Here is a 12,121-nt window from a genome sequence, read left to right as displayed (position 1 = left end):
TACATAGAAACCCGGTTTCTCGAAGAAACCGGGTTTCTGGGGTACGCTACACCAAGTGTTGATTTCTAAGTGCGATCGCAATTTTCTCACTTTGTAACTCAACTAGGAGGTCAGCTTATGAATGAATTACTGACCAATTCCCATGTTGCAATGTTCCCTGAACCGAAACAAGGGACTGTAGAAAAGGCGATCGCACCTGGAACTCGCGGTAGAGTAAAAGCATTGGGCAGTTATTGGCCTGCTGAATTTTATCAGCCAAAAGTTCAAGTGCAGCTATTGCCAGGTGAACCGATCCTGGTAATCGGTATCAAGAATATCACTTTACTTGTAATCCCGCTGTCTTAAAATGGTTGTAGGGTGGGCAATACTTACCCTACAATTTAGATATCTGTAGTAAGAGATTAGAGAAGGTGCCAGCACGCGACAAATATCACGACAATTTCAAGAACGCATTGAGCAAAGATGGATGGACAATCACTCACGATCCTTTACGATTGAAGTGGGGCAACAAGGATCTCTATGTTGACTTAGGTGCCGAGCAGTTATTAACCGCAGAAAAAGCCGGATGTCAAATCGCAGTAGAGATTAAAAGTTTTGGCGGTGCGTCTGAAATGAATGATATTGAAAATGCGGTTGGTCAATATTTTGTGTATCGGTCTGTCCTAGCAAGAACCGAACCGAATAGAACTCTTTACATTGCGGTTCACGATCGAATATTTATCGATATTTTTGAAGAAGCAGTCGGTCGCTTAATAATTCAAGATTATCAAATACCACTAATTGTGTTCGACCCGCAAATGGAGGTTATTCTCAGATGGATACCAAGCAAACCTATCGTCGATTGATTGAAGAAATTATCATCGGACATACTAAAATTCCTTATGCTCACGGTGACATCCAGTTTGAAACGGTTTTCGATCGCGAACAAGATCGATATCTATTGATGATTCTGGGACGAGAAAAAGTCGGCGGAGATTTTCCTTCCACAACTCGCCGAGTTCACGGCTGTTTGATCCATATTGATATTATTAATGGCAAAATATGGATTCAACGCGATGGCACAGAGGATGGAGTTGCCAATCAACTTGTCGAAGCAGGTGTTCCCAAGGAACATATCGTGTTGGGTTTTCGAGATTCTGAATTTAGAAAAATTACTGATTTTGCTGTGACATAAGGCAGCGTGCGATCGCACTTTCGTAACGTTGTAACTCAACTACCATTTTTAGAAATATGACTGAAGAACCAAGCATTAACCCTTTTACCAAAGCTCACTTCGATTTTGATAGCTTACCCTTTTTAACCAATCCTTACAAACAGCTAAACCTCCAGTCTGTGGGGCTTGGGTTGATTCATTTACCATCTGCTGAAGGCTACACTTTTACCCACAGCCATGCAGAGCAAGAAGAAGTTTATATCGTAGTTCAAGGAAAGGGAACTATTCTGATTGATGGAAAACTAATACCAATTGAGCGGGGTGATTGCGTGCGAGTTTCTCCATCAGCTAAAAGAGCGCTGAAGGCAGATGAAGAAAATGCTTTATTGGTTATTTGCGCGGGTGGAGTTGTTGCGGGTTATCCGAAAAATTCAAATTCGCGATATTTGATTGATGACGGCATCCCGGATTACGATGATATTCCCCCTTGGTATGAAGGAAACCCAGAAGTTGCCGCCAAAAATGCCAAATTAAAAGAGCGAATGTTGAAATCGCGAGCTAAGCGCCAGCAGTCAGAAGAAGGATGAAATTTACTGTGTGCTATTGTATTTATATTGGTGAGGAAAGCTATGAATTTGATTACACTTGAAAAAGTAGGACAAGACTGTAAAATGACTATAAATGAAAAAGCAAATACTTTTAAATATCAAGCTACACTCCGGATAGATTATGATGAATCAGAGTTAGCAAACATTGAGCATATACTCAAAGAAGATGAATCTTTTGAAGAAATGGTAGAAGTTTTCACAGCTCAACCAGAAGATTATAAAATTTATGTATCTTTATCTTGTAAAAATAGAACATTAACACTGCAATCCTTAATTTTAGAAAAAACTTACTTGGAAGAACAAAATATAAAAAATTTCCAGGACTATGCCGAAAGCAAACTTTTACCTTTCTTTAACAAATTGAGGCTTTTATATAGCTCTTCTCCACAAGATGTCGCTCATACTACCGCCATAAAAACTCCGGAGGGCAAATCTAATGTACTAGCTTCAGTTACGTTTGATATAGGAGGTGCCTCTCTTAAAATCCATAATGTTTTTGATAAATTTAAGTACAGTGCTTTATGCAAAGCTAATAATTCTAGGTTAGACGAATATATTGATAGCTATCTTGCTATCAAGAAGTTTCCCGACCCAGAATTTAGTATTATAAGTTCGTATAGATTATATGAACTTATCGGTCAAGATAATAGCATTAAAGGCAGGCAATATAACGCAAGTACAGGAAAATCTTACTATGAAGACCATACAGGTAAAGCTATCCTTGAAATAGACTATTTAGCAATTGCTGCTAGGAACTTAGTTGCTCATGGCTCAGCCAATTCACAAAATAAATCAGAAAGTAAAACTGTCAAAGCGCTAAATGATGCACTTGGCAGTCCTAATGAAACTTTTCATAAATTTGACAGGAGAAATGAAAATCAAATGCAATTAATTGAAAAAGCGGCTGAAAGGTTGTTATCTCTCATAGAGAACTACCTGAAAAAATTAATAAAAATTTAATAATTTTGGAGATAAGTTAAGAAAATCTAGTATATCGCTCCAAAACTTATCGTTTAATTTACTCAAGGGCTTCACGGTTAAAGTTGCTGATGGATATTTTCGATACGTCGTGCCTGTATGGTATAGTAAATAGGGATAAAGATGGCACTGCTCATTAATTATTAAAGCTGATGGGCAATGCCTACCCTACACACTTACTGAGAGGGATTTTTGATGCAAAATTCAGAATTATTACAGAGATTACATAGAACCTGGGTTCAAGCATTAATTAACGATGATCGCAATGACTGTGCAGCATTTATTATCGATGCAGAGTTATTTTTTGAAGAAGGTTGGGTTAAAAATGCAAATGAGTTATCGATTTCAGGTCTTGTAGTCGAAATCCCACTTCTTCTTTATTCAACAGTTACAAGAGATGAAGCAGTTCAAGAGATACTTGAGCAATATTTTATATCCATTGCTCGTGGCCATATTTGGAATTGTATGGATAATTTTCCCATCTCTTATAGATGTAAGTTAATAGACATAGAAGAAAACTGGCAAAAAACAATTAAATTTTTAATTGCACAATCAAAAGATTTGAATCAAGCGCTTGTAACAGAAAAAGCTTTTGCCAGACAAGGCAAAGAACCAATTATTTATAACGAAATGAAGTTTGCATCAAAATCAGAAATAAGGATTGCCCAAGAATTAGAAGCTATAGGAGTGTTATTTTTTCCACTGCCTCTAGCTGTTAGGAATGAAACGGCAGATATTTATGAAGATCATCGAGAAGTAGATTTTTTAGTGTGTTTGGATGGAACATTCGGAATTTTAGAGATTGCTTATCACCAAGGGAGATATGAAAAAGATAAGGAAAAAGATGCTTGGTTCAAGAAATCTGGCATTCTTTGTGTTGAGCATTACCCTGCTGAGCGGTGCTACAATCAACCAAGATCGGTAGTAAATGAATTTTTAAGTATTCTGTCCAAACATAAAAGATAAAGATAGACATGATTCTCTATCGTCCTGTCGGATTAAAAGAACTCGAACTAATCGCGCAATCTGAATTTAAAGCTTTTCCTCCTCGGCTTCCGGAACAGCCTATCTTTTATCCAGTCCTCAATTTTGAATATGCCGAACAAATTGCGCGAGACTGGAATACACAAAGTAATAGTTTTGCTGGTTTCGTTACTAAATTTGAGGTGGAAGACGACTACGCCAAGAAATTTGATGTTCGTGTTGTCGGTAGTAGAATTCATCAGGAATTATGGGTGCCAGCGGAACAATTGACAGAATTCAACTGTCACATTGTTGGTAAAATTACAGTGGAAGCAGCTTACTACGGCGAAAACTTCGTGGGCGAGATAAACTCAGAAACAAATTTGCCAAAAAGTATTGAAATATAACAAACTTAAAATTTAAATCGGAGGTTGAGATTGCAATTGTGGTAATTATAACTGTCAACATCAATTCTTTTTTTAATCCAGTAAAGAAACATGAAAGTTCATCAAGAACGGGCTTGGCCAACCAACGCGGAAGAAGCGATCGCGATCCAGCAAGAACTACGAAAACAGGTCATAACAACTGATGATTTCGGTACGGTAAAATATGTCGCTGGCGTGGATGCAGCGTACATCGAAGGTGACAGCATCACGCGGGCGGCTGTGGTGGTGCTGAGTTTTCCCGATTTGCAAGTAAAAGATAGTGCGATCGCAACTCGTCCCACCACCTTTCCCTATGTACCGGGATTTCTCTCTTTCCGAGAAGTTCCCGCAGTTTTAGATGCCTTGGCAAAACTCAGGATCGCACCCGATCTAATCCTGTGTGACGGACAAGGTATCGCCCATCCGCATCGATTTGGATTGGCGTGTCATCTGGGAGTGCTAACAGAAATACCGACAATTGGTGCAGCGAAAACTTTGCTAATTGGCAAACACGCTGAATTACCATTAGAGAGAGGTAGCTGGCAACCTTTAATTGATAATGGCGAAACTATTGGCGCTGTTTTGCGAACGCAAAAAGGAGTAAAACCAATGTATGTTTCTGGCGGACATCGCGTCAGTTTGCCGAGTGCGATCGATTATGTTTTGCGTTGTGCTGCTAAATATCGTTTGCCAGAAACTACCCGCATGGCCGATCGGCTTAGCAGGTAGTTAAATTTGGTCAGCAATGCCTATATTACTCATACTGAATCGCGATCGTCTTGTTCAAATCTGTGCAAGTTAGCTTCCAGCAAAGTACTAATTTGCTTGAAAAGTTCTTTGGGAGAACTCTTGCCCAAAGGTTGCCCTTTTAACAAAGTTTCTGGTTGTTCTAAGTGACGGACGATCGCCTCACTTACCCGTTGGGCGATCGTCTCCTGAAGTTCTTCCTCCGCACGCTGGCGCTGATAGTCTGCACCTTCGTCTGTCGTAGCATACAACGGAGGCAGGCGATTGAGGGCGTAAGCTGCGATGTCGCCGATATCCAGCAAACAGTCGCTAGTAGCTTCAAATTCCTCGATCTGCGCGATCGCCTCTTTGAGTACCAACTCCTCCATCAAATTAATAAACTGTTTTCGAGGCTGCATAAATGATTTTCCCCCATCCGATGACCCAGATTCTCCGCTAGTACGAGGTCGGCGTCGCGGTGACGATGGCAGATCGTCTGGGTCGCATTCCGCACAAGCCGTCCCATTATCGACGGATGTTATTGACCCAGGATGTTGCGGAGACGAGAAAGTTTGCATGGTTTTATCATCTCAATTTTTTATATTCAGTCGCGCTCGCAATTAAGGAATACTTTATCGAAACCAAGTCACGTAGGCAATCCCTCCCTGTGGTCCTTTATCCCTCGACCACCCTAATCAGAAAAATAATTTAAACAATTTTTTAGTTTTGGAGGTAACGTTATGACTGATATGCGATCGGTTTACAAGGCGATCGCCCTAGCTGTCCAGCAGCAACTTGTGGAACAGTATTCTGTTCAAACAAAGGGTAAAAAATTGCCAAAGCTAAATATCAGGCTTTTACGAAAAGTTTCCCAACCTCGTAGAAATATCCATGAGCATTTTTAAAGTAGAAGTTGTCAAAATCAACAATGTATTACATCATCCCAATGCGGACAGACTAGACATCGCCACTATTGAAGGGATGGCGTATCAGGTCATCACCGCCAAGGGAAATTTTAACGCTGGCGATTTAGCATTTTACTTTCCGATCGACAGCGTTATCCCCGATCGTTTTCTCGATGAATTCGGGATTCGTCCTTACTATTCTAAAAAACTGCGGGCGGCCAAACTGCGGGGAATTTTCTCTGAAGGTTTGCTCATTCCAGTTGGCGATAACTTCGCGGGAAATGTTGGAGACGACTGCACGGAACACTTCGGTGTAACCAAGTACGAATATCCTATTCCCCAAACGATGAACGGGGATGTAGAAAGTGCGATCGGTCAGTACAAATTCCCCAGTCCCGAAAATCTGAAGCGCTACCGGGATGTTCTCTATTTTGGCGAAGAAGTGGTTGTTAGTGAAAAAATTCACGGCACCAACTTCACCGTTTTGGTGGATGCTGATGGCACAACTCACATTGGGAGTCACCATTACTTTTGGAAAAACAACGAAAATAACAAAAATCTTGTCTACATTCGAGCTTACAATGAAAATACTACCTTGCAAAAACTGCCCCCAGGCACGCAGGTATTTGGCGAAATCTACGGTGTGCAAGATATTAAGTATGGCTTGAATAACAGCAAAATAGGAATTGCTTTGTTTGCTGTACGCAGAGACGGACAATTCCTTAACTACGATGATTTTGTCGCGTTTTGCGAAGAGTTCGGTCTACCAATGGTGCCTGTACTTTATACTGGCGGTTACAGTTGGGAAGCTATATCTCAGTTTAATAATGCTAATAGCGTACTAGACCCACATAGTATTATGGAAGGCGTTGTCGTACAACCTCAAGTTGAAAGGACGCATCCAGAAATCGGTCGAGTAGTGCTGAAACTGATCAGCGATCGCTACCTGCTTCGTAAAGACGGTACGGAATTGCATTAAGCGGTTGTGCATCTAATTTTACAGCCAACTTTGATAATATTCTTGTGGGATGGGCATCTTGCCCGTCCCAGAGTAAAATTTAGATGCAAGGATAGCTTAGTAGCTTAGGGTGCGTTTCACTCACCCTACAAACAATCTAAAAATATTTCAAATTAGACAAATTAGGGAGTGAAGAAAGATGACTGTAAAACCTTGGGCTAGTTTCCCCTTAGCTGGAGGTGTAAATCAAGCACTTTCTGCCCTAGAAGTGGGGATGCACATCGCCCTAATTGCCACATTTGACCTCAAAACCTGCCATATAAATGAAACAGTAGAATTTGTTTTGGCAAATCCGGAATTAGAAGAATTTGATTATATTCCTGTTAGCGATTGCGACAACATCGTCGGCGTTTTTCATCGCCAAATTTCCAGCTTTGATAAAGTGGAAATATCCGTTGGCGAAGTCATGCAAAAAATCGATGAATCAATCATCATTTCCGCTAACGCCAGTCTGCTTTCCTTTATCGAAGATGCCGACAATCAACCTTTCCGCTTAATCCTTCATGGCAAACGCATCGTTGGTATTGTTACTCTCAGCGACTTGCAAAAATTCGCTGTCCGTCCCGTGCTATTCGCATTAATTACTTGCGTCGAACTACTTTTAGCAGAGTGGTTGCGACGAAAATATCCAGACCAAAACGAATGGCTGGCAACTCTTTCTGAGAGTCGATCGACTATAATTGAACAGAGATGGATTGCGTGGAAAAACGACAATATGGCAATGGATAAAGCCAGCGTTACCGAATTTTGCGATAAGCGGGATGCAGCCCTCAATCTCGGTGCGTTTCCAAACAAAAGTGCGGCTAGAAAAAAACTAAAAGAGGTGGAATCTTTACGTCACGCAGTTACCCACTCCGGCGATTACGCACTGACTCCCGAAAATGCCAGAAATGTAGCCCGCACCGTTCGTTACGCACGAGAAACGATCGCAATTCTTCAAGATTCTTTGCAAGTGACAATATAAGCCATTTGCAGCAAGGGCTTGTGGGTGCTTTCCGGCGCTACGAAGAAACTACGAAGAAACCCGGTTTCTTCGAGAAACCGGGTTTCTGGGCGGTTTATCCAAAAAAAAACCGGGTTTCTGGGCTGCACTTCCATCGAACTGCGATCGCAAATCTTTTCACCCTGAATTGTAGTACACTATAAAACAAACACTTGCGCGTCTTTGAGCGATGGGAGATAGCCGCATAAACTATGCCAGTAATTGTGAAAAGTCGCCGCACCTCGATCGATAACTTACGCAAACACTATGGAGAAGCTACTATTATTGACGTTACCTCTCGCGGTTCGGAACCTTGGATTCGATTCAGCCCATTTTATCCTCACGGTAACATTCCCGTTCCCTTTTCGTCAGGATATTTTAGCATGACAGTCGAAGGCATCTGGCAAGGATTAAAAGTTTTCGAGTCAGCCGATGTAGACCCTAGCAAACTGATGATAACTAACATGAAAGGTATCAAGCGCACGCAACGCACTCACGGAAAAGTGCTGGGTCATCGCGCTGGATTAACAGGAGAGCGATTATTATCTTACGCAGAAGCGCGTCGCGCCATCTATCTACCCTCATATAAATGGGTGTTGGAAAATTGCCTTCAGAGCTTTCTCTCTCAAATTCAACAGCTTAGTGCAGACAAGACATTATTATTATTAGACTACGAAACTAACTGCGACCTAGATAATTTATCAAAGCCTTTATCACACGCAAGTTTAATCAAGCGATACCTGGAAAATGATTGGCCTTCTTAGTATTATATCTCGATACAGATGAGGCAGAGCCTCTTGTTAAACTGGTAATGTAAAATAAAATGGCTGGCTTATGAACGATTCTCGCTTAATTAAAATCAGCAAATATCTCAGCAAATACTTACGTCACACTCCCGAAGAAATTGGCATCACACTTACAGAAGGAGGCTGGGTTTCCGTAGATGAACTGCTACGCGCTTCTGCAAAGCACAACTTTCCCATCTCCCGCCCCCAGTTGTATGAAGTAGTCGCCAAAAACAACAAAAAACGTTTTTCCTTCGACAGCACAGGCACTTTAATTCGAGCCAATCAAGGGCATAGTGTTGAAATTGATTTGCAGTTAGAACCCACTCTTCCGCCAAATGTGCTATACCACGGTACAGGACATCGCACCGTCGAGTCCATTCTGAAAAACGGGCTTAACAAAATGTCACGACACCACGTCCATCTATCGACAGATATTGCTACAGCAAAAGCAGTGGGCAAACGGCACGGAAACCCAGTAGTTTTTGCGGTAGACGCCGCCGGAATGCACCGGGATGGTTACGCATTTTACTGTTCTGATAATGGAGTTTGGCTAGTGGATAATGTTCCGCCCGCATATCTCAAGCAGATATAATTGAGTGAGTGCAACTATGGAACAAATTAAATCCTGCGGCATAATTGTGATGCGTACTGAACCCCAGTTAAGTTTTTTGCTCATGCAGAAACCCCATCGCTACGACTTACCAAAAGGTCATATGGAACCTGGAGAAGATGAGTGGAGTTGCGCCCTCCGGGAATTGCATGAGGAAACTGGTATTGCCGCTAGCGATTTAGATCTCGATCGCGAATTTCGCTTCACCACTAGCTACCTAAGATCCGCCGAAAGATATAACGGTGAAACAGTCAACAAAACAGTGGTGATATTTCTGGGATGGCTCAAACAAAAAGTCAAGATCAAACTCAGCGAACACAGCGGTTATAAATGGGTAAAATGGAAACCACCTCATACAATCCAGAAAAAAACTATCGATCCACTACTAGCACAACTAGAAACATATTTTCGTGAAAAGGGAGCTAAAATTATTGTCTAATAAACATCTTCAAAAAATAATCTCGGCAGGCAGGATGCCTACCCCACAAGAATTTTTGGAAATGTCTCATAAACTTGCTCTAAAAATCGACAAAAAAGTTCATTTAAAATTAGGAAAACCAGGATCGACAAATTAAAATTATGGGGTCAGGATATTTTAACAACGACGACGCTCCCGTAAATCAAAATCCCCAAGCAAAAGGCTTACTCGGATCTGGTTGGAGACCCTTATCCCGGCAGTTCAACTGGGATTTTTTCTGGCATCTTTTATCTCAGGATTCTTGGCAGCTAAGTCAGAAGGCGCTAGCTGTAGCTAGCGATATTGCCGATGCGATGGGTCGCAACGAATATACCTGGTGGGCGAATTTATTAAATGTTTTTTCTGAAAATACGCGATACAAAGTAGATGAATTTTGGAATTACGTCACCCCCGAACCCCTCGCCCCTAATTATCGCTGTAAAGAAGTTCTGAATACCGAAACTCCGATCGCGCAAACAGTCAGCCGGGAAAGCATTCCCATTGATTACGTCCTCAACCGCTTACAGGAAATTACTGTCCTCAAAATACTGGATTTATTGGGTCGTCCCGATGTGATTACCCAGTATTATATGGAGCGTTATTACTATTACCCAGTAGCTCGCTTTGTTAACTGGGATCGGCTGGAAACATTAGGAACAATTTATGCGTACTGGTCTAAGTATGAAGTTTGGTTGCAAGTAGACAGTTATGAAAAGGGACGCAAATATTATAGCATTATGTCTAATAATTTAGCGCCCCTAATTAACAAAGCTACTTACAATTTAGCAGTGATGCTGAGCGGCTATAAAAGCCGTGTCGGACAAATTCACAGCCAGTTTCTCATTAAGAGTTTTCCCGCCGATATCCAAACTTTTACCGATCAAATACAGCAGGCAATTCTCGACCAAAATCAGTTAGCTGTTCTCGTACATGGCGAACCGGGAACAGGTAAAACCGCATGGACTCAGGCGGTAGCAAAAGAAATATTAATGCCGCTGGGATACGTAATTTTTATCCTGGATCACGATGCGGTGGAAAATTTTGTACCTCCGAGTTACTTAGAGCGAATTTGTCTGATTATTAACGAAGCGGATAACTTAGCGCAAGATCGAGGTAGCGAGGCGGCTCAATACAATAACAAAACCGAACATATTTTGAGTTTGTTGGATGGTACTTTGTATCAAAGTGTCATAGAGGAAGGCGGTATTCAGGCACAGCAAAAGTTAGTTGTATTGATGACTTGCAACACAACGGAAAGATTAGATCCGGCAGTTTTACGCAAAGGTAGGGTTGATTTCATCTATGAATTTGTGCATCGATTTGTCTAATAGACATCTCCTCCAAAAGAATCTTAAAGGCAGGCAGGATGCCTACCCCACAATAATTTTTGGAGATGTCTAATGTATTTAGGCTCGGATTTTTGTTGAAAAGTAAATACCACTTTCTAAATTACAAGGAAAAAGTCAGTGGCAGATATCCGCAAAATCCTTAAGCAAATTTCTGCACAAGAAAACCAGTTGCGCGATCGCCAATTTATCGCACCCTGCGTGCGTGGCGGATTGGTAAGAACAAAAGTTGCCAACATAATTTATAATTTTGCACCCAAACCGCACAATTTTGAAGGATGGGGTATTTTTCAGCCAGTCGATGATAAAATCGCTGAGGTAATTGACGAACCCAATTTACCGCAATTAGCGGAATATCTCAAGCTGTTGCAACCGATGCGTCTGCGGTTAGCCTATGTTTTGCGAGGAAAAAGTTGGCTAGCGTATCCAGTTAACGAATCTGATGCCAAACAGCGTTTTGGGATTGCCAAACCTGTGGCCGTACATTTGGTGAACGATGCGGCAACTTTTGAGCAGATAATTGCGCGTTGGGATGGCGGTTCGTGGTGGTTCGATGAGTGCGATCGCCGTGCCGATCCGCTAGTAACAGAACAACTAAAAGAAGCACTGAAAAAAGTGATTTCGCCAGCGGAATTGCGCTTCAAAGGGGTAACCCCAGAAATGCGTACAATCTACGATTTGGTGGCGCAGCAGCAAAAAGAATTTGCTGCCAAAATGCAGCAAAAGCAGGATGAAAAACGTTTAGCTGCGGCATTACGGCAAGGCGGCGGCGAGTTGCGCGAATTTCGAGATCGCGACGACCATTGGTTAGTTGAATGGACTACTGCTGATGGCGAATTTCACAGTTCTGCTATTTCCAAAAATGACCTCACTGTTGTTAGTTCTGGCATTTGTTTGAGCGGACGCGATCGCGACTTTGATTTACAATCCCTTGTTGGCGTCATCGAAAGGCGAAATGATGAGGAAATGGCATAAAAACATCCACCTTTTGACTTTTAACTTTTGACTTTAGGACTTACGCAAAGAAACCGTGTGATGGTGGGTTACGGCACGGGAACTAAATTATCGATCGAAAGTCCTGAAATTATCGCCCGTGCCTAACCCATCCTACGATTAGACTTCCCCTCTCCCTCTTCCTCTCCCTCTTATTTTTGACTTTTGA

At 41.8% G+C, this 12,121-nt stretch carries 17 protein-coding genes; 16 read left to right on the top strand and 1 reads right to left on the bottom strand.

Annotated elements, in window-relative coordinates:
• The first annotated feature begins 117 nt into the window (after window positions 1-117).
• From ACE1CD_RS35880 to nfi, 8 genes are all read left to right on the top strand, one after another.
• Window positions 118-345: an NfeD family protein gene (locus ACE1CD_RS35880; RefSeq protein WP_374827819.1), complete on the top strand. Its 228-nt coding sequence runs from the start codon at window positions 118-120 to the stop codon at window positions 343-345.
• Between the two features lie 65 nt (window positions 346-410).
• Complete coding sequence (locus tag ACE1CD_RS35875) at window positions 411-845, top strand: element excision factor XisH family protein (RefSeq protein ID WP_374827818.1); 435 nt, start codon at window positions 411-413, stop codon at window positions 843-845.
• A complete protein-coding gene (locus ACE1CD_RS35870; protein ID WP_374827817.1) occupies window positions 815-1,174 on the top strand; it encodes a XisI protein in 360 nt (119 codons plus the stop codon). Before ACE1CD_RS35875 ends, ACE1CD_RS35870 begins: the two co-directional genes overlap by 31 nt.
• A 56-nt stretch (window positions 1,175-1,230) precedes the next feature.
• The gene (locus tag ACE1CD_RS35865; RefSeq protein ID WP_374827816.1) at window positions 1,231-1,740 is read left to right on the top strand and encodes a cupin domain-containing protein; all 510 of its coding nucleotides are present in this window, start codon (window positions 1,231-1,233) and stop codon (window positions 1,738-1,740) included.
• Window positions 1,741-1,782: 42 nt separating this feature from the next.
• Window positions 1,783-2,721 carry a hypothetical protein gene (locus ACE1CD_RS35860; RefSeq protein WP_374827815.1) on the top strand — a complete coding sequence of 313 codons (939 nt, stop codon included), beginning with the start codon at window positions 1,783-1,785 and terminating at the stop codon, window positions 2,719-2,721.
• A gap of 213 nt (window positions 2,722-2,934) precedes the next feature.
• Window positions 2,935-3,705 carry a hypothetical protein gene (locus ACE1CD_RS35855; RefSeq protein ID WP_374827814.1) on the top strand — a complete coding sequence of 257 codons (771 nt, stop codon included), beginning with the start codon at window positions 2,935-2,937 and terminating at the stop codon, window positions 3,703-3,705.
• Between the two features lie 8 nt (window positions 3,706-3,713).
• Window positions 3,714-4,109: a hypothetical protein gene (locus tag ACE1CD_RS35850; protein WP_374827813.1), complete on the top strand. Its 396-nt coding sequence runs from the start codon at window positions 3,714-3,716 to the stop codon at window positions 4,107-4,109.
• 90 nt (window positions 4,110-4,199) lie between these two features.
• Window positions 4,200-4,856 carry a deoxyribonuclease V gene (nfi, locus tag ACE1CD_RS35845; RefSeq protein WP_374791951.1) on the top strand — a complete coding sequence of 219 codons (657 nt, stop codon included), beginning with the start codon at window positions 4,200-4,202 and terminating at the stop codon, window positions 4,854-4,856.
• A gap of 29 nt (window positions 4,857-4,885) precedes the next feature.
• On the opposite strand, the gene ACE1CD_RS35840 is transcribed toward nfi, so the two are convergent.
• Complete coding sequence (locus tag ACE1CD_RS35840; RefSeq protein WP_374791953.1) at window positions 4,886-5,431, bottom strand: late competence development ComFB family protein; 546 nt, start codon at window positions 5,429-5,431, stop codon at window positions 4,886-4,888.
• A 162-nt stretch (window positions 5,432-5,593) separates the two neighbouring features.
• On the opposite strand from ACE1CD_RS35840, the gene ACE1CD_RS35835 reads away from it, so the two are divergent.
• The 8 genes from ACE1CD_RS35835 to ACE1CD_RS35800 all read left to right on the top strand — a co-directional run bounded on the left by ACE1CD_RS35835 (window position 5,594) and on the right by ACE1CD_RS35800 (window position 11,934).
• Window positions 5,594-5,758, top strand: coding sequence for a hypothetical protein (locus tag ACE1CD_RS35835; protein ID WP_374791955.1), 165 nt, complete (start codon window positions 5,594-5,596; stop codon window positions 5,756-5,758).
• Window positions 5,745-6,737: an RNA ligase family protein gene (locus tag ACE1CD_RS35830; RefSeq protein WP_374791957.1), complete on the top strand. Its 993-nt coding sequence runs from the start codon at window positions 5,745-5,747 to the stop codon at window positions 6,735-6,737. The genes ACE1CD_RS35835 and ACE1CD_RS35830 overlap by 14 nt, the downstream gene beginning before the upstream one ends.
• Before the next feature lie 178 nt (window positions 6,738-6,915).
• Entirely contained in the window at window positions 6,916-7,740 is an 825-nt protein-coding gene (locus ACE1CD_RS35825) for a hypothetical protein (protein ID WP_374827812.1), read from the top strand.
• 230 nt (window positions 7,741-7,970) lie between these two features.
• The gene (locus ACE1CD_RS35820) at window positions 7,971-8,522 is read left to right on the top strand and encodes a hypothetical protein (protein ID WP_374827810.1); all 552 of its coding nucleotides are present in this window, start codon (window positions 7,971-7,973) and stop codon (window positions 8,520-8,522) included.
• 70 nt (window positions 8,523-8,592) lie between these two features.
• Entirely contained in the window at window positions 8,593-9,138 is a 546-nt protein-coding gene (locus tag ACE1CD_RS35815; protein ID WP_374827809.1) for an RNA 2'-phosphotransferase, read from the top strand.
• Window positions 9,139-9,154: 16 nt separating this feature from the next.
• Window positions 9,155-9,595 (top strand): bis(5'-nucleosyl)-tetraphosphatase, encoded by a 441-nt coding sequence (locus ACE1CD_RS35810; protein WP_374827808.1) that lies wholly within the window; start codon window positions 9,155-9,157, stop codon window positions 9,593-9,595.
• Between the two features lie 140 nt (window positions 9,596-9,735).
• The gene (locus ACE1CD_RS35805; protein ID WP_374791967.1) at window positions 9,736-10,941 is read left to right on the top strand and encodes an AAA family ATPase; all 1,206 of its coding nucleotides are present in this window, start codon (window positions 9,736-9,738) and stop codon (window positions 10,939-10,941) included.
• 138 nt (window positions 10,942-11,079) lie between these two features.
• A complete protein-coding gene (locus tag ACE1CD_RS35800) occupies window positions 11,080-11,934 on the top strand; it encodes a hypothetical protein (protein WP_374791969.1) in 855 nt (284 codons plus the stop codon).
• Window positions 11,935-12,121 lie beyond the last annotated feature (187 nt).

Origin of the sequence: Aerosakkonema sp. BLCC-F183 (assembly GCF_041929145.1) — a bacterium.
Taxonomy (GTDB): Bacteria; Cyanobacteriota; Cyanobacteriia; order Cyanobacteriales; family Aerosakkonemataceae; genus Aerosakkonema.
This window is presented reverse-complemented; position numbering and strand designations above follow the sequence as displayed.

Bases quoted from the DNA above. Each gene is read 5' to 3' on its own strand.
- ACE1CD_RS35880 (WP_374827819.1), top strand. From the start codon at position 118: ATGAATGAATTACTGACCAATTCCCATGTTGCAATGTTCCCTGAACCG.
- ACE1CD_RS35870 (WP_374827817.1), top strand. From the start codon at position 815: ATGGATACCAAGCAAACCTATCGTCGATTGATTGAAGAAATTATCATC.
- ACE1CD_RS35865 (WP_374827816.1), top strand. From the start codon at position 1,231: ATGACTGAAGAACCAAGCATTAACCCTTTTACCAAAGCTCACTTCGAT.
- ACE1CD_RS35860 (WP_374827815.1), top strand. From the start codon at position 1,783: ATGAATTTGATTACACTTGAAAAAGTAGGACAAGACTGTAAAATGACT.
- ACE1CD_RS35855 (WP_374827814.1), top strand. From the start codon at position 2,935: ATGCAAAATTCAGAATTATTACAGAGATTACATAGAACCTGGGTTCAA.
- ACE1CD_RS35850 (WP_374827813.1), top strand. From the start codon at position 3,714: ATGATTCTCTATCGTCCTGTCGGATTAAAAGAACTCGAACTAATCGCG.
- nfi (WP_374791951.1), top strand. From the start codon at position 4,200: ATGAAAGTTCATCAAGAACGGGCTTGGCCAACCAACGCGGAAGAAGCG.
- ACE1CD_RS35840 (WP_374791953.1), bottom strand. From the start codon at position 5,431: ATGCAAACTTTCTCGTCTCCGCAACATCCTGGGTCAATAACATCCGTC.
- ACE1CD_RS35835 (WP_374791955.1), top strand. From the start codon at position 5,594: ATGACTGATATGCGATCGGTTTACAAGGCGATCGCCCTAGCTGTCCAG.
- ACE1CD_RS35830 (WP_374791957.1), top strand. From the start codon at position 5,745: ATGAGCATTTTTAAAGTAGAAGTTGTCAAAATCAACAATGTATTACAT.
- ACE1CD_RS35825 (WP_374827812.1), top strand. From the start codon at position 6,916: ATGACTGTAAAACCTTGGGCTAGTTTCCCCTTAGCTGGAGGTGTAAAT.
- ACE1CD_RS35820 (WP_374827810.1), top strand. From the start codon at position 7,971: ATGCCAGTAATTGTGAAAAGTCGCCGCACCTCGATCGATAACTTACGC.
- ACE1CD_RS35815 (WP_374827809.1), top strand. From the start codon at position 8,593: ATGAACGATTCTCGCTTAATTAAAATCAGCAAATATCTCAGCAAATAC.
- ACE1CD_RS35810 (WP_374827808.1), top strand. From the start codon at position 9,155: ATGGAACAAATTAAATCCTGCGGCATAATTGTGATGCGTACTGAACCC.
- ACE1CD_RS35805 (WP_374791967.1), top strand. From the start codon at position 9,736: ATGGGGTCAGGATATTTTAACAACGACGACGCTCCCGTAAATCAAAAT.